Origin of the sequence: Cellulophaga baltica (assembly GCF_018861125.1) — a bacterium.
GTDB lineage: Bacteria > Bacteroidota > Bacteroidia > Flavobacteriales > Flavobacteriaceae > Cellulophaga > Cellulophaga baltica_A.
On record NZ_JAHKQN010000029.1, the window covers coordinates 1 to 22,111 of the forward strand.

Here is a 22,111-nt window from a genome sequence, read left to right on the forward strand (position 1 = left end):
TAATAACTCAAAATGCATTACCAAGTGCACCAACAGTTTCAGATGTTGAATACTGTCAAAATGATACAGCAAGCGCTTTAACAGCTGGTGGTACCAATTTATTATGGTATACAACAGCAACTGGTGGTATTGGAAGCTCAACTGCTCCAACACCAAGTACAGCAACCGTAGGTGATACTTCTTATTATGTAAGTCAGACGAATGCCAATGGTTGTGAAGGACCACGTTCAGAAATAATAGTTACCATAAATTCATTACCTACTGCACCAAGTGTAACAAGTCCTGTAGTTTATTGTCAAAATGATACAGCAAGTGCCTTAACAGCTGGTGGCACTAATTTATTATGGTATACAACAGCAACTGGTGGTACTGGAAGCTCAACAGCTCCAACGCCAAGTACTGCTACGGTAGGCAATACTTCTTATTATGTAAGTCAGACGAATGCCAATGGTTGTGAAGGACCACGTTCAGAAATAGTAGTAACAGTAAATTCATTACCGACAATAAGTGTAACAAGTGCTGCAACATGTGCTGCAGATTTAACTACATATTCTATATCAATTGATGTAAGTTCTGGGTCAACTGTTACAAGTACAGCAGGAACAGTTACGAATAATGGTAGTGATAATTGGACAATATCAGACGTTTCATCAGGAACAGATATAGTTATTACTGCAACAAGCGGAACAACTTCATGTGAAAATACATTAAATGTTACTTCGCCAGACTGTAGTTGCCCAGTAGTAAATCAACCTGGTTCAGATAGTGGTGATTTAGAATATTGTGCTGACGAAACTATACCAACAATATCAGTAACAGTAAATTCAGATGAAACAGTAGATTGGTATACTAGCTCAACTGGCGGAACAGCGGTTTCAACAGGAAGCTTAACTTATCAACCAACTAGTTTAGGAAATGGAGCTACAACATTTTATGCAGAAGCAAGAAATACGACAACAGCATGTATAAGTAGTACACGTGAAGCAGTTGTAATAACTCAAAATGCATTGCCAAGTGCACCAACAGTTTCAGATGTTGAATACTGTCAAAATGATACAGCAAGTGCTTTAACAGCTGGTGGTACCAATTTATTATGGTATACAACAGCAACTGGAGGTATTGGAAGCTCAACAGCTCCAACGCCAAGTACGGCAACGGTAGGCGATACTTCTTATTATGTAAGTCAGACGAATGCCAATGGTTGTGAAGGACCACGTTCAGAAATAGTTGTAGAAATTAAAGCATTACCAACTGTTGTTGCAAATGCAACTTCAACATTAATTAATGCTGGTGAAAGTGTTACTTTAACAGGTTCTGGAGCATCAAGTTATGTATGGGATAATGGTGTAGCTGATGGAGATTCAGTCACTCCTTTAGTAACTACTACATATACAGTTGTTGGGACAAATACGGAAGGATGTGATAATACCGATTCAGTTACAATTTATGTTGGCGCTACTTCAGATTTAAGTCTAACGAAAATCGTAGATAACAATTCACCGAATGTTGGCAGTAATGTAGTCTTTACATTAACTGTTACTAACGATGGACCTTCTGATTCAAGTGCTGGAATTATTGTTAATGATATTTTGCCGTCTGGTTATACATATGTAAGTGACACTTCTAGTGGTGATTATGATACTTCTAATGGAAATTGGACATTGCCTGATTTAGTAAATGGCTCATCTGCTTCTATCGCTATTAGTGCAACAGTAAATGTTCCTACTTCAAATTCTAATGAATATTTAAACATTGCAGAAATTACAAATACTATTAATTACGATCCGGATTCAGTTCCCGCTAATGATGATGGTGATCAGAGTGAAGATGATGAGGATAGTGTTAATATAACTCCAAAAGTTATTGACTTAGAGCTTTCAAACACAATTTCAGATTCAGAAGCAAATCCCGGTGAAGTGGTTACTATATTTATTGAAGTTACAAATACAGGAGCTTCTGATGCCACAAACGTAAATATTGAAAATTATGTACCAATTGGTTTTACAGTAAACTCAATTAATAATGGAGGTACTCAATCAAGTGATATTATTACTTGGGAAGCCTTGAGCATAAATTCAGGGAATAGTGTAACTGTTTCTTTTGATGCAACAGTAAATGTTCCAATAAATGTAAATAATGAATATTTTAATGCTTCTCAAATCACTCAAGCAACTGAATATGATAGTGATTCAACCCCTAATAATGATGATGGTGATCAGAGTGAAGATGATGAAGATAATGTATTCTTAGATTTGATTCCTGCAGATTTAACTATAGCAAAATCAATTAGTAGTAGTTCAATTACAAATCCTAATGCAGGTGATACCATAGTTTTTGAAATTACGTTAGAAAATGAAGGACCTGGTATAGCTACAAATGTTTCTATTGCTGATGTTTTACCAATTGGTTATACGCTTAATTCTGTAAATGATGGTGGTGTTGTTTCTGGTAATACTATCGAATGGACTATAGCAACTATGCCGATTGGCAGTCAAGTATTTAGTTATGAGGTAACAGTAAATGCTCCTTCTAATACTTTAGATGAATATAAAAATAGTGTTCAAGTTATTTCAACAGATCAATTTGATCCAGATTCTTCTCCTAACAATGATGATGGAGATCAAAGTGAAGATGATGAAGCATACTATATAATAGATTCTCCTACAGTTGATCTTGAAATTAATAAATCAATAGATAAAGACCAGACATACATGGGCGATGTTGTAATATTTACAATAACTGTTTTAAATAATAGTGGGTATACAGCAACTAATGTTGGAGTTGAAGATGTTTTACCAGATGGATATACTATTATTAGTCATACAGAAAGTTTAGGAACTTATGATGAGTCAATTGGTATGTGGGATATTCCTTTAGTAAACATTGGAGAAACCGCTGTATTAGAAATGACAGTTGGTGTTACTGAAATTGATGATTATACCAATATAGCAGAACTTGTGTATGTTGATCAAATCGATGATAACATTAGCAATGATAGAGATGAAGTGACACCTGAGGTAACTCAAGAGGAATGTTTAACAGTATTTAATGAGTTTTCTCCCAATAACGATGGTGCTAATGATTTCTTTTTTATTGAATGTATTGAAAATTATCCAAATAATAATTTGCAAATATTTAATAGGTGGGGAACTAAAGTATATGAGGCTAAAGATTATAACAATACTTGGGATGGTACATCTACCAACGGCGTTAAAATTGGTAGTGAAAATAAATTGCCGTCAGGTACTTACTATTACTTATTAAACCTAGGTGATAGTAGTGAAAAATCAAGAACAGGTTGGTTGTATATAATCAGATAATGTTAGCTATAAAATTTTAAAAATGAGTAAGATTAAAAAAAGTATACTATTTCTAGCATTATTAATTTGTGCTATTAAAGCAAATTGCCAACAAGATCCGCAGTTTACATTGTATAATTATAATACAATGACAGTTAATCCTGGTTATGCTGGTACAAGAGGTCATCTAGCAATTTTGAGTTTGTATAGAGATCAATGGGTTGGTATTGATGGTGCACCTAGAACAATCTCAGTAGGTGTAGATAAACCAGTTGGTTTATTTGATGGATTGGGTCTTTCTATTATTCAAGATGATATTGGTCCATCGCAAGAGACTTATATAGATGGTAATTATTCCCATCAGCTTATTTTAAATAGAAGAGGTGATAGGTTAAGTCTTGGTATTAAAGCAGGAGTTAGAATGTTTAGTTTAGATTGGTCTAAAGGTTTATATAGGGATCCTGATACTGTTTTTAATCAGAATGTTAATAGTAAGTTATTACCAACCATTGGTGCGGGGGTTTATTATTATACCGATAGGTCTTATTTTGGATTATCTGTACCCAATATTATAACAGATATTAGGTATGATGAAATACAAGAACAAGAAGCTTCAGAAAAAATACATTATTATTTAATTGCAGGTTATGTTCTAGATTTAAATAGAGATTTAAAATTTAAACCTTCAATTTTTGTAAAACATATTAACGGTGCACCTTTAAGTGTAGACACTTCTGCAAACTTTTTGTTATACGAAAAATTCAATTTTGGCGTTAATTATAGGTGGAGCGAGTCTGTAAGTGCTTTAATGGGGTTCCAAATTACGCCTCAATTTAGTATTGGCTATGCTTATGATTTTACAATAAATAATTTAACACAATACAACTCTGGTACTCATGAAATATTTTTGCGTTATCAGTTTTTAACATTAGAAAACATACTAAAATCCCCAAGATTTTTCTAAATAACCTACTATGAAAAAAATTACCACATTATTAATTTTGCTCTTTTATTGTTGTGTTTATTCACAACAAAGTGTAGCTACTGTTAACTCAAACTCTATTCCTATCGATGATGTTACCATTGATATGCTTAATTCTTTAAAAGAAAAAAATAAAGAAGATTCTGAGCGACCTAATAATACCAGATTAGTACAAAAAGCTGATTATTATTTTAATAAAATGTGGTATGCTGAAGCAGCTGAATTATATGAAAAAGCATTAGAGAAAGAAAGTAACCATTCATCGAGTTTAATTAAAAAAGCAGGAGACGCTTATTACTATAATACCAATATGGAAAAAGCATATTATTGGTATGATATACTTTATAGTGATTATAAAAGTAAAATGAATTCAGAGGACTATTTTAGATACTCTCATGCCTTAAAAGGTAATGGTAAATACGCAAAGGCTAAGAGGTTAATGCGTTTGTACAATAAACTTGAAGCCACAGAATCAAAGTCTTACATTAAAGAAAAGGCCGCTATTTTAGATGAAATTGTAAATTCGAAAGAGTTATTTACTATTAATAACTTGAGTGTTAATAGTAAATATTCAGATTTCTCTCCGATGTTTTATAATACTGATGAAATTGTCTTTGCTTCAGCAAAAGATTCTTCTATATTTAATACGAGAAAGTATAAATGGAATAATCAACCTTATTTAGATTTATATGTAGCTAAAGTAAATGAGGAGTCTTCAGATTTAAAAAATTCTATTAAATTTTCTAAAGAGATAAATTCTAAATATCACGAAGCTTCAGTTACTTTTTCTCCTGATAATAATACAATGTATTTTACAAGAAATAATTATGAGAAAAAGTTAAAAAGAGATAAGAACGGAGTAAACCATTTAAAGATTTATAAGTCTGTAAAAAAAGAAGATGATTGGTCTGAGCCAACAGAATTATCATTCAATAGCGATGATTATTCTACAGGTCACCCAGCATTGAGTGCTGATGGTAAATTATTATATTTTGTATCTGATATGCCTGGTAGTATTGGGGCTTCAGATATTTTTGTTGTTGATGTATTAGAAGATGGCACTTATTCTGAGCCTAGAAATTTAGGGCCTGAAATTAATACTGAAAAAAGAGAAATGTTTCCATATGTAACAGAAAATAAACTGTATTTTTCTTCAAATGGTCATGTAGGACTTGGTGGTTTAGATGTATTTGAGGCTACTTTTGATGAAGATGGTTTTCAAGAAGTTAAAAACGTAGGTAAACCTGTAAACAGTAATAAAGATGATTTTTCATATATCATAAGTAAAGATTCACAAAAGGGCTACTTTGCTTCTAATAGAGCTGGTGGTAAGGGTGATGATGATATTTATTCTTTTCAACGTTTAGAAGTTGAAGAAGTTAACAATACTGCTATAGCAGGTGTAGTAACAGAATTGATAACAGGTGATAAAATGCCTAAAGCACTTGTAATGTTATTAGATGAAAATAACATTAAATTAAAAGAAGTTGAAACAGATGATGATGGAAGTTTTGTTTTCGAAGATTTAGATGGAAACAAAAAATACACTATCAAAACTAACAGAAAGGAATATTTTGAAGATGTTCAAAATGTTGTATCTACTTTAAATGATACGGAAATAGTAGATATATCACTTAAAAAATTAAAAGAATTAATTGTAATTGAAGAAAATATCAAAAAGCTTAAGGTTGATATGATTTATTTCGATTTTGATAAATCTTTTATACGTGAAGATGCCTCTAAAGAATTGGATAAATTAGTTGAAGTTATGACTGAATACCCTGAAATGGTTATTAAGATTGAATCTCACACAGATAGTCGTGGTGCTAGTGAGTATAACAGGTATTTATCTGATAAGAGAGCTAAATCATCTAGAGATTATATTATATCACAAGGTATTGATGCAAGTAGAATTGAAAGCGCAATTGGTTATGGTGAAGATCGACTACTTAATGATTGTGACAGTACAAAATGGTGTACTAGAGAAAAGCACGAAGAAAACAGACGTTCTGAATTTATAATTGTAAAAATGTAAACTAAATTATACAAGAGTTTATTTTAAACAAAAAAGCTGAATAATGGTACCATTATTCAGCTTTTTTGTTTAAAATATTTTTCAAATACATGATAAATTAATTTTATTAACTACAGCTTCTAATTTGATAAGAAAATATTATCTTTTTTAAAGCTTCTATTGCTTGAGAGTATTTCAAATAAATTTTTTAGAGAAGTATTTTCAAAAAATACAGAGTTAATATGCGAAGAAGAATATGTAAAAGTTTCACTAATTGTACTTGAGGGGCTAATTTAAGTGTATTCTAAATTTGATGATAAAGAATTATTATGTTGGTAGTAGCTGCAGTTTTCTTAATTAAAGGGTTTATTAGTTTTTGTCCGTTGTACGCATTATTAGGTATTAAAAGTTGCCCTATTGATTCTAAATAAAAGCTGATTTTTTTGCAAACCATTCTCACTTAGACTTGTGTAAATTCTTTTTTTATTTTTTGTAATTTTAAAAGAAATATATTTTAACCTACCAAAAACTAGAAGCTTATGAGAGTTAAAATAGCTTGCCCAAAATGTGAGTGGGAACCAGATGGTGGAGCGTATTTGCAATGTAGTTGTGGTCATGTTTGGAACACTTTTGATACCGCTGGACGATGTCCAAATTGCTCTAAAACATGGGAAGACACTATGTGCCCTAAACACCATGGTGGTTGTGGTAAATGGTCTAAACATTTAGATTGGTACCGCAATTTAGCTGACCAATTGAACAAAGAAGTTGAAAAAGCGCTCAAAAAAGAAACTGTAGCAGATAAACATTAACTATATAAAATGAAAAATGCCCTTAAATAAGGGCATTTTTTCATATTGTAAGTAGGACTTCAAAGTATTATTGGGGTAATACAGTTTATTGTTAATTCGTGTTTTGGTTCGGGGAACCTTCACACTCGTTATGTAATTTTATCACAAACGTTCTTTGGGGAAAACGTTGTTACTCAACTACACGTCAAAGATACAACCAACACATTGTTTGGATATTATTTTTGTTGTGAGGCCAAGCAATAATGTTGTGTGCTTCACCAAATGCTTTTTTCTTCGGTAAAAGGCAAAATTTTGTAATATAAAAAATGTAAGTTTTTCATTTTTTATAGCTATTATCAAGAACTATAAAAATTGTAATTATATTTTATTTGTAGGTAATTACGGTTTTATACATTATTAAAAGGATTACTTTTTCTATTTTAGTAGCTATATATAAATATATGTGCACTAGTACACATATCCGTACGTTAGGTGTAATTTGACCAAACCGCAAATAATATGAACAAACATATAGATGCAAATCCTGAATCTGGAAAAAAATTCTATCAGGACTTTCATAATAAAGGGAAAATTGTAATGCTGAACTTGCTAAAGTTCCGACAAAAAGCTGACTATACAAACTTGGGACAAATAAAACCTGACAATGAAGTTAGCGGTAAAGAAGCATACAAATTGTATATGAAAAATACTTTACCTGAATTGAAAAAAGTAGGGAGTCGAATAATCTATTATGGAAAAAGTAATGGTTTTCTAATCGGACCTGAATCTGAAAAATGGGATGCTATTTTGATTGTTGAACACGAGTCTGTATTAAAGTTTATGGAATTTGCTAAAAACAAAAATTATTTACAAAATGTGGGACATAGGACAGCTGGATTAGAAGATTCTCGATTGTTGCCTTCGACTGAAATAAAAAACTACACCTAACAAAGAACTGAGGTAAAAATCAAACAACTTCTTTATTCCTCTAAATCGTAAAAAATAAAAACAACTAATTATAAAATACCATGGGATTATTAAATAAATTATTGGGGAACGCGAGTGAAGTTTCTGTTGAAAAACTAACTGAAAAATACAGCCGTTTGTTAATGGAAACAGAAACTATTGAATTAGGGTTTAAACTTTTACGTGATACGTTTATGTTTACTAACAAACGTTTAATTCTAATAGATGTTCAAGGGCTTACAGGCAGTAAAGTGGAATACAAATCTATGCCTTACAAAAGTATATCAAGGTTTTCATTAGAAACCTCAGGTACTTTTGATTTAGATGCGGAGTTAAAAATTTGGATCTCTAGCGAAAACTTACCATCAGTAAGTAAAAAGTTTAATAAAAGTATTGATGTGTATGAGGTTCAAAAATACCTTGCTAGCAAAGTGATGTAATATTGTATTTAAGCATATAATAAAAAAACGCCCTCAATTAATTGAGAGCGTTTTTTGCATTTTATAAGTAGGATTTCAAAGTATTTGGGTAATACTTTAGCTATTGTTAATTCGTGTTTTGGTTTGGGGAACCTTCACACTCGTTATGTAGTTTCATAACGTCCTTAGTTTTTGGGGAAAAAGGCTGTTACTTAATTACATGTCAAAGATAGTGCGAACCTTACTGTTTTTACCAAAGTTTGTTGTGAACTGGACTTATAATGTTGTGGAGTATATAAACCGCTTTTTTTTTCGATAAATTGTCTTTTTTTGTAGTCTTAAATTTGTAGGAATTAGAAGCCCCTTGAATTAATTCAAGGGGCTTTTAATATTCTTTTAGATGTTTAAGTACTAATATTCATCTAAATGCTCTGGGTACAAAAAGTTATTGTACGGAAATCGAGTTACGTGAATGTCTCTTACTTCATCATAAACACGTTTTCTAAACTCATCTAAATTGTCTTTGTTTAATGCCGAGATAAATAAAGCTCTATCACCAACCTTACGCATCCAAGTTTGGCGCCATTCATTTAGGGTGTAGTGAATTTCAGTTTTTTCGGTAATTAAATCATCTTCTTCAATAGTTTCATGCTCGTATTGATCAATTTTATTAAAAACCATAATCGTTTTTTTATCAGAAGAACCAATTTCCCCTAATATCTTATTTACAGAGGCTATATGTTCTTCAAATTGCGGGTGTGATATATCAACAACGTGTAATAATAAATCTGCCTCACGTACCTCATCTAACGTACCTTTAAAACTCTCCACTAATTGTGTAGGTAATTTTCTGATAAACCCAACCGTATCACTTAAAAGAAATGGTAAGTTGCCAATAACTACTTTACGAACGGTAGTATCAAGCGTTGCAAATAATTTGTTTTCGGCAAATACTTCACTTTTACTTACCACATTCATTAAGGTAGACTTACCAACGTTGGTATACCCAACTAAAGCTACACGAACTAAAGCACCACGGTTACCACGTTGGGTTTCCATTTGCCTATCAATTTTTAAAAGCTTTTTCTTCAATAATGAAATACGGTCACGAACAATACGTCTATCCGTTTCAATTTCCGTTTCACCAGGTCCACGCATACCAATACCACCCTTTTGTCTTTCTAAGTGTGTCCAAAGTCCTGTTAATCTTGGTAATAAATATTCGTATTGTGCAAGCTCTACTTGTGTTCTGGCATAACTAGTCTGTGCGCGTTGCGAGAAAATGTCTAATATAAGTAAGGTACGGTCTAATATTTTGCAACGTAATTGTTTTTCAATGTTACGTTGTTGGGCTGGTGATAATTCATCATCAAAAACCACACAACCAATTTTGTGCTCTTCAACATAAGCCTCAACATCTTTCATTTTTCCACTCCCAATATACGTTTTAGGGTTAGGAACATCTATTTTTTGAGTAAAACGTTTAAATACTTCGCCACCAGCAGTATAGGTTAAGAACTCTAGCTCATCTAAATATTCTTTTACCTTTTCTTCTGTCTGGTCTCTATTCACAACGCCGATTAGTACCGTGCGTTCATAATCTATTTCCTTTTGCTCTAACATATACTAAATTAAAGTACAAATCTAATGAATACTACTGTAGCTATTTTGTATTTTTGAAAGTCTAGTTCTAAAATTATGCTTTTTTCTTATTTTAAAAAAAAAGACAATAAAAGTCTTTTTACAATTGCCTTCTACAATTTAGAAAATCTTTTTGATACAATTAATGATCCTAAAAAATTAGATAGTGATTTTACTCCTAATGGAAGATTAAATTGGACTCCAAAACGATACAAAAGTAAGTTAAACAAATTAGCGAGTACTATAGCAAAAATAGGCAAGAATACTTCAGGAAAAGCGCCTGTACTTATTGGTGTAGCAGAGGTCGAAAACAAAACAGCCCTGAGAGACCTTATTAATGTTGAAGATTTGAAAAAAGAAGATTATGCATATTTGCATTATGATTCGCCAGATGAGCGTGGTATAGATAATGCGCTTATTTATGATAAGCGTTATTTTAAAGTAATTAGCTCAAAACCATTACCTTTAATTGTTAATAATTTAGACGGCGCTCAAGATATGACTAGGGATATTTTGTATGTGCATGGTAAATTAAATAATGAAGATGTACATGTTTTTGTAAATCATTGGCCGTCTAGGCGCGATGGTGGTGATGAAACGGAGTATAAACGAATTAAAGCTTCAGAAACCTTGATCTTTTTTATGGAAACTATAGAAGAGAAATATTCAGACCCTAACTATATAGTGATGGGTGATTTCAATGATGGGCCAAAAACAAAGAGCATAAAAAATTTAGTGGACACAAAGAATTTGTACAACCCAATGGAAAAACTTCAAACACCAAAAAGGGGTAGTGCTAATTACAAATTCAATTGGATGCTTTTTGATCAAATTATTATTTCGCATAGTTTTTTAAATTTTGAAAAAAAGACCCATAGTTACCATGTTGCAAATATTTTTGATGAGCATTTTTTAACTGAATTTAAAGGTAAATTTAAAGGTAGCCCGTATAGAACGTATGTAGGTAGACGTTATATGGGCGGTTATAGTGACCATTTTCCGGTATATATTCAATTAAAATTTAATAAATAAGTCTCATTTTCTTTAAAAAATGAGGCTAAAATACTGTGAAATAACAAATTGAGTGTATTTCATCGAAAAAATCACGTTCTTTAACGACTGTTTTGTGTATTTGACATATATTTGTAGTCCAAATCTTACTAAACCTACAAAATGGATTACACAACTGCTTTCCCAAAGAGCGTTTGTATGTCTTTTTTAATGTTATTTGCTATTGGTAATATAACATTTGCGACGGCACAAACCAAAGAATCGAAGAGACGTATATCGTCTGAGTACAGCGCACGAAATTTAAGTAGTGTAAGCGCAAAATTCGTTAAAGAGTTTGATGCTAAGCAAATTAAACTAAACGCCTATGCAAAGGCAAATGGGTTGAAGCTTTCTGAAAAGTTAGCAACAGGAGAAGATGTTTCTTTGGTTGATATTGGAGAAGATGGAACGCCTTTGTATTACAGTACGTTTAGTGATAATACCAGTGCTATATCAAGAGCAAACACTTTATATGAAGGTGGTTTGTTAGATTTAGGACTTAGTGGTACAGGAATGCAAGTTGGCGTTTGGGATTCTGGAGCTGCATTACCTACTCACCAAGAATTTAATTCAAGAGCTACTATTGCAGATGAAGCTTCAATAATAAGTGACCATGCGACAATGGTTTTGGGCACTATGATATCTTCTGGAATAAAATCAAAAGCTAAAGGTGTTGCTTACAATGCTACTGCAGTAACTAATGACTGGAGTGCAGATAAAGTTGAGGTAACTGCCGCTGCAGCAGATGGTTTATTACTTTCAAACCATTCATACGGTATTCAACCAAATAATGTGCCTGATTGGTACTTTGGTGCTTATATACAAGTATCACAAGATTGGGATGAAATTATGTATAACGCTCCTTATTATTTAATGGTAACTGCAGCAGGTAATGCACAAAGTTTAAAATATAACGATACTCCAATTTATGGAAAAAACTCTGATGGTTTTGATTTGTTATTAGGATTTTCCACTTCAAAAAACGGAATTAATGTTGCTGCTGTTGATACTAATGTAGATAATGACGGTAATTTAAAAGATGCTGAAGTAGCAACTTATAGTAGTCTTGGTCCTATTGATGATGGTCGTATTAAGCCAGATATTGCTGGTTGTGGTGCAAATATTTACTCAAGTGAAGCAACGGATAATTCTAGTTACGATACTTATACAGGTACGTCAATGGCAGCACCAGGAATTACAAGTACAATGTTGTTGTTACAAGAATATTATTCAAAATTAAATAGTACGTTTATGAAAGCGGCTACTTTAAAAGGTTTGGTATTGCATAGTGCTGATGATGTAAATGAAAAAGGTCCGGATTATAAAATGGGTTGGGGAGTTATCAATGCTAAAAATGCGGCAGAGATTATTACTAATGATGAGTTTACAAGTATAATTGCGGAAGAAAGCTTAGCAGAAGGAGAAAACTATACTTTTACTGTTGATGCAAAAGATAACGAAACATTATTGGCTTCAATTTCATGGACAGACCCAGCAGGTACATATATTAATAAAGGTGAATTAAACAATACGACAGCGGCATTAGTAAATGATTTAGATATTAGAATTACTGACGAGAATAATAACGAATACTTTCCTTGGAAATTAAATGCTAAAGTAGCTGGTGCTGATGCAACTAAAGGTGACAACTTAGTAGATCCTTTTGAAAAAATTGAAATAGAAAATGCATCAGGTACTTACACAATTACGGTTAGTCACAAAGGTTCTATTACAAATGATATTCAAAATTTTTCATTAATTGTTTCAAATGTAAGTTTAACAGCGTGTACTGCGGAAGCTCCTGAAGAAATAGGAATTGCATCAGTAGATGAAACAAGTATTATGGTTGATTGGAAAGCAACTGAAGATTCATTTTACGAAGTAGAATACAAAGAAGAAAATTCAGAAGAATGGACTACTCTTTTTCCTGAAGAAAATATGGTGCAATTAGAAGGTTTAACTTTAGGTAAAGCTTATGAAGTGCAAGTAAGAACAAATTGTTCAATGAATATTTTTTCAGATTTCTCAATGGTTAAAAGCTTTGTTTTTAATGGTTTAGATACAGATCTAGCTTTCGAATTAACAAAAGAAGAGTTAGCCATTCAAAAAGAATTAAAATATACTGTTTATCCTAACCCTACCGTAGAGCAAATAAGCGTAAATGGTGAGTTAAGTGAAAATGCTTATTATAGTATTATTTCAAGTTCGGGTACAGTATTAAAAAATGGAAAAGTAGATAATGAAGCTATTGAAGTAAACAGTTTATCATCTGGTTTATACTCATTAACCATTTTTGAAGATGGTGAGCAACATTCAATGAAATTTATAAAAAACTAATATTATGAAGATCAATCGCGAAGGAAGTTCCCCCATTCTTTTATTCTGCTTAAAGTCACTAAAAGCTTATTTTAATATAAGAATGGTTATTGATTTTAGAAAAGTTGAGTAATAAGGAGCATAGTAAACATTACACATTTTTAATTTCGTGGATTTCAAGTAATTTTTCATTTCTAAGTCTTAAAAATACTTGTGCTGTAGTAACTACATCAAGCTCACAGTATTTTACAATTCGGTTCATATCATTATCAACATAAAAAACTTCACGAACCATACTCCCGTCAATATCACCTTTTGGTGAAGGTATTCCTAAAACATTAGCCATAAGCTTTAATGAGGTAAAATGTTTAAAATCACCAAATTTCCACAATTCCATAGTATCTATATGCGGAATTTCCCATGGTTTTTTACCAAACATATTTAGTTTATAAGGCAAATCAATTTGGTTAATCAACATTCTTCTAGCAATAAAAGGGAAGTCAAATTCTTTAGCATTGTGACCACAAAGCATATATTTTTGAGCACTAAAATGCCCTTCTAATAATTTTTTAAATTCAGTTAATAATTTTGCTTCATCACCATGAAAAGTAGTAACTCTGAAACTTCTACTTTCTTGATTATTATTAAAGTATCCAACAGAAATGCATATTATTTTTCCAAACTCTGCCCAAATACCGGCACGCTCATAAAACTCTTCGGCAGTAAAATCATCTTTACGTTGGTATTGTGACTTTTGTTCCCATAGTTCTTTTTTATCATCATTAAGCGCATTAAAATTTTCTTGCTCAGGAACGGTTTCAATATCTAAAAATAAAATATGTTCAAGGTTTATTTTTTGTAACATGTTTAGTTTTCTTTAATGAATAATAGGACATTTAAAAGCTCAAAAGAGGATTCTTCAATTTCAATAATAAAATAAATTGAACCTAAAATAGACCAGTTAATTATAAGAGGAAAACGATTTAAAGCACTTTCTGCTTTACTGGTAATGTTGTATAATGATGGATTTTTCATTTAGAAATTTATTTGGTTACTTATCAAAGTTAAGTTGATAAACTCCCAGTTTATAGTGATTTTTTTCGGATTTTTCAATAGATATTAAATTACACAGAACAAACTAACTAGTTGGTTTTTAATAGCTGGAAGTAAATCCATGTAATATAAAACTACTTTTTTAGGTATTTTAGTATCGATTAACGGTAAAAACATGGTGAGAATATAGCTAATGTCACCAATATACAAACCAAGTGGTTTGTAAAAATTAGAATAAAGAGGTCTGTTTAAACGGACTTTCGTGCTCTAAAAGCCATTGTTTACGTTGCAAACCACCCGCATAACCAGTTAATGATCCATCGCTACCAATAACACGATGGCAAGGCACGATAATCCATAATGGATTTTTACCATTTGCATTAGCAACAGCTCTAATTGCTTTGGTGTCACCTAATGTTTTTGAGAGCTCTAAATAAGAAGTGGTTTTCCCATAAGGTATTTCTTCAAGTGCTTTCCAGACTCGTTTTTGAAAATCTGTTCCATCTGGGTTTAAGTCTAAAGAAAAATTTTTTCGTTTACCTTCAAAGTATTCTTTTAATTGATATACCGCGTCTTCTAATACTTCAGGAACAATATCTGTTATTGGTTCTGTTGCGTTTAAAACAGTAATTTCTGAAAGTCCGTTTTCGTCACCAACAAGCTTGGCAATACCTAAAGGTGTTGGTACAAAAACAAAATCTTTCATTTTATTTTAAATCCTTATCAATAATACCACTTTCTTTAGCTCTATTTTCCCAGTTTTTTCTAGCTAGTACTTGTAAATCAGCAACGCTGTCACTTTCATCCATAATTTCAAGGCCTAAAAGTGTTTCGATTACATCTTCTACCGTAACTAAACCACTTACAGATCCATATTCATCAACAACTAAGGCAATATGCTCTCTTTTGGCAATTAACATATCAAAAAGCTGTGGTATTGGTGTGTCTCTTTTAGCAATAACAATATCTCTTTTTATTTCAGATAATGGTATGTTATCATTCTTTTTAATAATCTCTTCAAGAATAACATCTTTTAAAACAAAACCAGTAATATTATCTACCTTATCAGTATAAACAGGAATACGAGAGAATCTTAATTTTGGGTTTTCTTCAAAAAAAGAACCTATTGTTTGCTTGTCAGAAGCAATTTTTACAACAGCTCTAGGTGTCATTACATCTTTTACAAGTACTTCATCAAAGCGCAAAAGGTTTTTAATAATAGTAGATTCAGATTTTTGAAAAACTCCTTCTTCATGAGCAATATCAGTCATTGCAGTAAAATCTTCTCTACTTAGTACACTGCCATGATGCCCTTTTCCTCCAACAAGTTTAGTGAACAGTTGTAAAATCCATAGTAAACCAGTCCATTTTAAAACCAGGACCATTATTTTTAATGACTTTGCAGTAAAATTTGCCAATTGTCTCCAGTACGTTGCACCAATTGTTTTAGGTATAATCTCAGAAGCAATTAAAATTAAAATTGTCATTACAGTAGAAACAATACCTACCATTAAGTCTTCAGTAAAAGTAACACCTAAAACTGTACTTTGTGTAGAACCGTATAGTTCTGCGTAAGCAACTTTAGCTTGTACACCAACCAATATGGCACCTACAGTATGTGCAATGGTGTTAATAGTTAAAATGGCAATTAAAGGCTTATCAACATCTTTTTTTAGTTCTTCAAGCGTGGTAGCAAAAGCTTTACCATCTTTAATATTAACGTTTATAAAAGTAGGTGTGATACTCAATAAAACAGCTTCAAGAATTGAGCATAGAAAAGAGAAAAATATAGATATTACTGCGTAAAATATTAAAAGACTCATATGTTAAATTTGAAAAACCTAAGATACCAATTATTATACTTTTTTTTAACTTATTTGATTCTAATTGTATTTTGATAAGCAATTTATAAAAGTTTCACAGCATCTTTAGCAAAATAACTTGCTATAATATTAGCTCCTGCTCTTTTAATTGCCGTTAATTGTTCCATCATAACAGCATCATGATCTAACCAACCTTGTGCGGCAGCAGCTTTTACCATCGCATATTCACCACTTACTTGGTATACTGCAACAGGAACATCAACTTCATTTTTAATTTCACGAACGATATCTAAATAGCAAAGTCCTGGTTTTACCATAACAATATCTGCACCTTCTTCAATATCTAATTGTGTTTCTCTAATCGCTTCAAATCGATTAGCATAATCCATTTGGTATGTTTTTTTGTCTTTAGGTATGTTTTGAGCATCTACAGGAGCAGAATCTAATGCATCGCGAAAAGGACCGTAAAAAGCACTTGCATATTTGGCACTATAACTCATAATACCTGTATTTGTAAAACCTTCATCCTCTAAAGCTTCACGAATAGTAAGTATTCTACCATCCATCATATCACTAGGCGCAACAAAATCAGCACCAGCTTCTGCATGTGAAACACTCATTTCTGCCAAAAGTTCTGATGTTTCATCGTTTAAAATTAATCCGTTTTCAACAATACCATCATGCCCATATTTTGAATATGGATCAAAAGCAACGTCAGTCATTACAATCATTTCTGGGCAAGTATCTTTTATCGTTTTAATGGCACGTTGCATTAAACCATTTTCATTGGTAACTTCAGCACCTTTATTATCTTTTAACTCATCTGGCACTTTTACAAAAAGTAAAACAGAACGTAAACCCATATTCCAAAGTTCTTTTACCTCTTTTTTAATAAGATCTAAACTATACCTATAATAGTTTGGCATAGAAGCAATTTCTTCTTTAACACCTTTTCCTTCAACAATAAATAAAGGAACTAAAAAATCATTTGGAGAGATAATAGTTTCGCGCACTAAACTACGTATGGTTTCATTTTTACGAAGCCTTCTATTTCTTACTAATGGGTACATATGAATATAATTTTGTGATAATTATTTGTTATTACAAAGATAAAGCAACCCTTTCAAATAAAAGAAGGTACAGGCTTTTCAAAAACATAAATTTTTTGTAACATTATTAAGATTTAGACTACTTACTCATTAAGAACAACTAACTGTTAACAGATACTCAATATGCTTTCGATTCAAAACCTAAGTAAAACTTACCCAAATGGTACTAAAGCACTTAACAATGTAACTCTTGAAATTAATAAAGGTATGTTTGGTTTACTTGGGCCAAACGGTGCTGGTAAGTCTACACTAATGCGAACAATTTCTACGTTGCAAATTGCAGATAGCGGTAGCATTGAGTTTGATGGTATTGATGTATTTGATCAACCAGAAGAACTGAGAAAGGTTTTGGGGTATTTACCACAAGATTTTGGTGTTTACCCAAAAGTTTCGGCAGAAATGATGCTAAATCATATTGCTAAAATTAAAGGAATTCATCATAAAAGTGATCGTAAAACATATGTGGCAGATTTATTACAGAAAGTTAATTTGTATAAGTTTAGAAAAAGAAATTTAGGTGATTTTTCTGGTGGTATGCGTCAGCGTTTTGGAATTGCACAAGCATTAATAGGAAACCCAAAACTTATAATAGTTGATGAACCTACAGCTGGTTTAGACCCATTAGAGCGTAATCGTTTTCATAATTTGCTAAGTGAGTTGGGTGAAGATGCTGTAGTTATATTATCAACACATATTGTTGATGATGTAGTAAACCTATGTAGTAACATGGCCGTATTTAATCAAGGAGCTATAAGTGTACAAGGGCATCCTCAAGAATTAGCAAGTTCACTTGATGGTAAGGTTTACCGTAAAACAATAACGAAAAATGAAGTTGAAAAATACCAATCAGAATATATGGTACTTTCTAACTATTTGCATAACGGTAAAATGAACGTGAATGTATTTAGTGATTTTGCACCTGGTGAAGGTTTCGAGTTAATTAATAATGATTTAGAAGATTTTTATTTCTACAGTATTAACCAACCTCAAATTGTATTATAGTTATGAAAGAAATATTTCTATTTGAACTAAAATACCGTTTAAGAAGACCTGCAACTTATATATATACTTTTTTAATGTTTATTATACCGCTTCTGTTAGCGGTACTTAATAGATCAATTACCGCGGAATTCACCAATAGCCCAAATGCTATAATTGATGTTTTAGGGAATATGAGTTTACTGTATGTATTCTTTTATGCTGCAATTATGGGAGTTGCCGTTTATAGAGATGAAGATCATAAAACGGCACAAACTTATTTCACATTTCCTATAACTGAAAAAGGTTATATTCTAGGACGTTTTTTTGGTAGTTTTACTATTGTTACTATTATGAATATTGGCGCTATAGTTGGTACTATTATTGGTTTTACATTGGGTTCATTATTGAACAGGCCAGATTACGGTACATATTGTGGCTTTAACTTTGTCTCATATTTTAATCCTTTTATTTTTCTGTTAGTAATAAATTCATTTTTGATAGGAGTTTTGTTTTTTACCCTAATGACTTTTTACAAAAAAATGTCAATTTTATATTTAGGAGGGATTACTTTATTAATACTAACAAGTGTATCTAACCAACTAATTGAGAGCTTAGACATACAATGGCTTTCGCTTTATTCGGACCCTTTCGGAATTGATGCTCTTACTTATATAACACGTTACTGGTCTATTGATGAATTAAATACAAAACAGCTTACAGTATTCGGTGAGTTTGGTATTAATAGACTATTATGGCTATCACTTTCTCTTTTGTTATTTGTTTTTACTCTCGTTAAATTTTCTTTTAAAAAGTTTTTAATTTCTAAGAATAAAAAATCTATTAAAGAAGCTGATGATGTTTATAAAGCACCGGAAACTAAGCCAACTATTGTTCAAGTTTTTGATAAAAAAGCACGTTTTACTAACCTTTTATCATTATCTAAAATTGAATTTTTATCAATTGTAAAAGATCCTATTTTCTTATTGCTTATACTAATCGGTATTGTTTTAGCATGTTTCTTCGCATATAATGGAAATGAAACATATAGCACAAGCTCTTTACCGCTCACAAGATATATTGTAAGCCTTATTTCAGGAGGAATTTCTATTTTTTCTATGGTTATTTTGGTTATGTATTCAGGTGAGGCGGTACATAGAACCAGAAAGAATAAAACTTTTGAATTTTACGATGCATTACCTGTATCAAATACCACTTTATATGTCTCTAAAATCATTGCTTTATTAGGTGTTTCATTAATCTTAATAGTTTTAAATATTGTAGTAGGTGTTTTATACCAAACTGTAAATGGGTATTTTGATTATGAGTTAGGAATGGCACTTACATTTAATATATTTTATATTCTTCCAACATTCTTAATTACTTTATTGTTAGCATTTTTTATTCATGTAATTGTAAATAATAAATTTTTAGGGCACTTTATAGTTATTTTGATTTATGTAGGTTTACCAATAATTGCACAACTTGCATTTAAAACAAATAATCCATTAGTAGTTTTTGGTTCATCATTGCCTAGCTTTATAAGTGATTTAAATGGATTTGGTCACTATTTGAAAGGAAACTTTTGGGTGGCTTTATACTGGATACTAGCCTTAACAATTTTGGCCTTAATCGGAAAACTTTTTTGGAGCAGAGGTTTTTATTCTTCAATTGAAGAGCGTTTAATATTAGCAAAAAAGCGTTTTTCTGGTAAAACAATAGCATATATTTTGTTTTTTGTTGTTGCTTTTATTTCGGTTGCAGGGTATAGCTATTATAATTTAAAAGTTTTAAATAAAATTGAAGATGGTAATTATAGCGAAAATTTAAATGCAGATTCAGAAAAAAAATATGGTAAGTTTTTAAATCAGCCACATATTAAAGTTGTGGATTTAAAAGCTACTATTGATATTTTTCCAAAGGATAGAAACATTAGTGCTAAGGGAGAGTTTCTAGTAACAAACAAATATGAAACTCCTTTAGATACTCTTTTAATGGAAATAACATTTGGTATTGTTGACACCAAAATTGAAAAAGTTGTTTTTGATGGTGTGGAAATTGAGCCTTTTTTAGCTGATGACGCTTATAGAATGTACATTTATAAATTACCAAAAACTTTGCAACCTAATGATACTGTTCCAATGCTCATTGAAACAAAAGCAACTACACATGGTTTTACAAATAGTTTAGAGAGCGAAGTGTTAGAAAACGGATCATTTTTCAATTATTCAATCTTTCCAACTTTTCATTATGAACGTTCTTTATCTGAAAATGGAGTTCGTAAAAAATATGATTTAGAAGAGCTTGATTTTCTGTTTCCTCCACGAACAGATAGTTTGGCTTTAAAACAGAATATTTTTAATGAAGATGGCGATTATTTAAGTTTTGAAGCAACTGTAAGTACCGCCAAAGGGCAAATTGCCGTTGCACCAGGTTTACTGACCAAGAAATGGGAAGATAATGATAGAAGTTATTACCATTATAAACTTGAAGGTAAATCAGATTATTTTTTCAATTTTGTCTCAGCAAATTATGATATTGAAAAAGATTATTGGATAGCACCAAGTGGTAAAAAAGTAAATATTGAAATTTATCATTCACCGAAACACAAGAGAAATTTAGAATATTTTATTAAAGGAGTGAAAGTTGCATTAGACTATAATTCTAATAATTTTTATGAATATCCGTATTCAGTTATTAGAGTAATTGAGTTTCCTGCACATTCTAATTTTGCACAATCGTTCCCTACAACAATACCATATTCAGAAAATTTTGGGTTTGTTGCCGATTTTTCAAGTTCAGAAAGTTTTAATTATGCTTTTCGGGTTACTTCTCATGAGGTTGCACACCAATGGTGGGGACATATTGTTACACCGAGTAAAACTTCAGGGGCCAATATAATTTCAGAAACATTAGCTGAATACGTTTCGTTAATGACTATGAAGCATCAGTATGGTGAAAATGCAATTAAAACATTTTTGAAAAACTCTTTAGATAATTATTTATCTAGCCGGAAATCTAGTTTTAAGCCGGAACGTCCTTTAATAGATGTTGAAACCGGTCAGTATATTTGGTATGAAAAAGGGTCTATGATTATGTACGATTTACAAGATGTAATAGGGGAGGACGTTATTAATTCCGGACTTAAGAAATTTTTAGAAGAATTTAAATATAATGAGAAGGGCTATTATGCATCTTCACAAGATTTATATGATGCTATCAATTCAGTTACTCCAGACTCTCTAAAGTATAAAGTAAATGATGGTTTCAAAGAGATTGTATTGTATGAAAATAGGGTTTTAAATGCTTCAACCAAAAAATTAGCTAATGGCAAATGGGAAACTACGTTTACAGTAAATTCTAAGAAAATATATTACGATGATAAAGGGAAAGAAGAGAAAGTAGATGACAAAAAGAATCTGGTTGATATTGGACTTTTTGGAGAAGATATTACTAATGATGAAGGAGTAACTATTAAAAGCCCACTTTACTTTAAACTAGAGTGGTTAAATACAGGAGAAAATACGTTTACTGTTACTACTGACGAAAAACCTTTAAAAGCCGGGATTGACCCTTATAATAAATTGATAGATCGTAATTCCGACGATAATTTAAAGAAAGTAGAGGAGTAGGAGGCTATTGAGTAGAAAAAATAAAAAAACAAGGTTGC

At 31.4% G+C, this 22,111-nt stretch carries 17 protein-coding genes; 11 read left to right on the forward strand and 6 right to left on the reverse strand.

Annotated elements, in window-relative coordinates; all coding sequences use genetic code 11:
* The 7 genes from KO500_RS14110 to KO500_RS14140 form a co-directional block, all read left to right on the forward strand.
* Positions 1–3,320 (forward strand): gliding motility-associated C-terminal domain-containing protein (locus tag KO500_RS14110; protein ID WP_215957209.1); only part of this gene is annotated, 3,320 nt, incomplete at its 5' end.
* A 22-nt stretch (positions 3,321–3,342) separates the two neighbouring features.
* The gene (locus KO500_RS14115) at positions 3,343–4,263 is read left to right on the forward strand and encodes a PorP/SprF family type IX secretion system membrane protein (RefSeq protein WP_215957210.1); all 921 of its coding nucleotides are present in this window, start codon (positions 3,343–3,345) and stop codon (positions 4,261–4,263) included.
* Between the two features lie 10 nt (positions 4,264–4,273).
* Entirely contained in the window at positions 4,274–6,316 is a 2,043-nt protein-coding gene (locus tag KO500_RS14120; RefSeq protein WP_215957211.1) for an OmpA family protein, read from the forward strand.
* 308 nt (positions 6,317–6,624) lie between these two features.
* On the forward strand, positions 6,625–6,726 hold the full coding sequence (locus KO500_RS14125) for a YgaP family membrane protein (RefSeq protein WP_215957212.1): 102 nt from the start codon (positions 6,625–6,627) through the stop codon (positions 6,724–6,726).
* A gap of 108 nt (positions 6,727–6,834) precedes the next feature.
* On the forward strand, positions 6,835–7,107 hold the full coding sequence (locus KO500_RS14130; RefSeq protein WP_215957213.1) for a hypothetical protein: 273 nt from the start codon (positions 6,835–6,837) through the stop codon (positions 7,105–7,107).
* A gap of 498 nt (positions 7,108–7,605) precedes the next feature.
* The gene (locus tag KO500_RS14135) at positions 7,606–8,034 is read left to right on the forward strand and encodes a DUF1330 domain-containing protein (protein WP_215957214.1); all 429 of its coding nucleotides are present in this window, start codon (positions 7,606–7,608) and stop codon (positions 8,032–8,034) included.
* An 80-nt stretch (positions 8,035–8,114) separates the two neighbouring features.
* Positions 8,115–8,492, forward strand: a complete 378-nt coding sequence (locus KO500_RS14140; RefSeq protein ID WP_215957215.1) for a PH domain-containing protein — start codon at positions 8,115–8,117, stop codon at positions 8,490–8,492.
* A gap of 390 nt (positions 8,493–8,882) precedes the next feature.
* Here the strand turns inward: KO500_RS14140 and hflX are convergent, their stop codons facing one another.
* Entirely contained in the window at positions 8,883–10,094 is a 1,212-nt protein-coding gene (gene hflX, locus KO500_RS14145; RefSeq protein WP_215957216.1) for a GTPase HflX, read from the reverse strand.
* 75 nt (positions 10,095–10,169) lie between these two features.
* Here hflX and KO500_RS14150 point away from each other — a divergent pair, with 75 nt between their 5' ends.
* Together KO500_RS14150 and KO500_RS14155 are read left to right on the forward strand one after the other, a co-directional pair.
* Entirely contained in the window at positions 10,170–11,144 is a 975-nt protein-coding gene (locus KO500_RS14150; RefSeq protein WP_215957217.1) for an endonuclease, read from the forward strand.
* A gap of 141 nt (positions 11,145–11,285) precedes the next feature.
* Complete coding sequence (locus tag KO500_RS14155) at positions 11,286–13,499, forward strand: S8 family serine peptidase (RefSeq protein WP_215957218.1); 2,214 nt, start codon at positions 11,286–11,288, stop codon at positions 13,497–13,499.
* 130 nt (positions 13,500–13,629) lie between these two features.
* On the opposite strand, the gene KO500_RS14160 is transcribed toward KO500_RS14155, so the two are convergent.
* The 5 genes from KO500_RS14160 to hemB form a co-directional block, all read right to left on the reverse strand.
* Positions 13,630–14,343: a 3'-5' exonuclease gene (locus tag KO500_RS14160; protein ID WP_215957219.1), complete on the reverse strand. Its 714-nt coding sequence runs from the start codon at positions 14,341–14,343 to the stop codon at positions 13,630–13,632.
* A 2-nt stretch (positions 14,344–14,345) separates the two neighbouring features.
* Positions 14,346–14,513 carry a hypothetical protein gene (locus KO500_RS14165; RefSeq protein ID WP_215957220.1) on the reverse strand — a complete coding sequence of 56 codons (168 nt, stop codon included), beginning with the start codon at positions 14,511–14,513 and terminating at the stop codon, positions 14,346–14,348.
* A 247-nt stretch (positions 14,514–14,760) separates the two neighbouring features.
* Entirely contained in the window at positions 14,761–15,237 is a 477-nt protein-coding gene (locus tag KO500_RS14170) for a methylated-DNA--[protein]-cysteine S-methyltransferase (RefSeq protein WP_215957221.1), read from the reverse strand.
* A 1-nt stretch (position 15,238) separates the two neighbouring features.
* The gene (locus KO500_RS14175) at positions 15,239–16,354 is read right to left on the reverse strand and encodes a CNNM domain-containing protein (protein WP_215957222.1); all 1,116 of its coding nucleotides are present in this window, start codon (positions 16,352–16,354) and stop codon (positions 15,239–15,241) included.
* Between the two features lie 83 nt (positions 16,355–16,437).
* Complete coding sequence (hemB, locus tag KO500_RS14180) at positions 16,438–17,424, reverse strand: porphobilinogen synthase (protein ID WP_215957223.1); 987 nt, start codon at positions 17,422–17,424, stop codon at positions 16,438–16,440.
* Positions 17,425–17,586: 162 nt separating this feature from the next.
* Here hemB and KO500_RS14185 point away from each other — a divergent pair, with 162 nt between their 5' ends.
* Together KO500_RS14185 and KO500_RS14190 are read left to right on the forward strand one after the other, a co-directional pair.
* Positions 17,587–18,465, forward strand: a complete 879-nt coding sequence (locus KO500_RS14185; protein WP_215957224.1) for an ABC transporter ATP-binding protein — start codon at positions 17,587–17,589, stop codon at positions 18,463–18,465.
* Between the two features lie 2 nt (positions 18,466–18,467).
* Positions 18,468–22,073: an ABC transporter permease/M1 family aminopeptidase gene (locus KO500_RS14190; RefSeq protein ID WP_215957225.1), complete on the forward strand. Its 3,606-nt coding sequence runs from the start codon at positions 18,468–18,470 to the stop codon at positions 22,071–22,073.
* Positions 22,074–22,111: the final 38 nt, after the last annotated feature.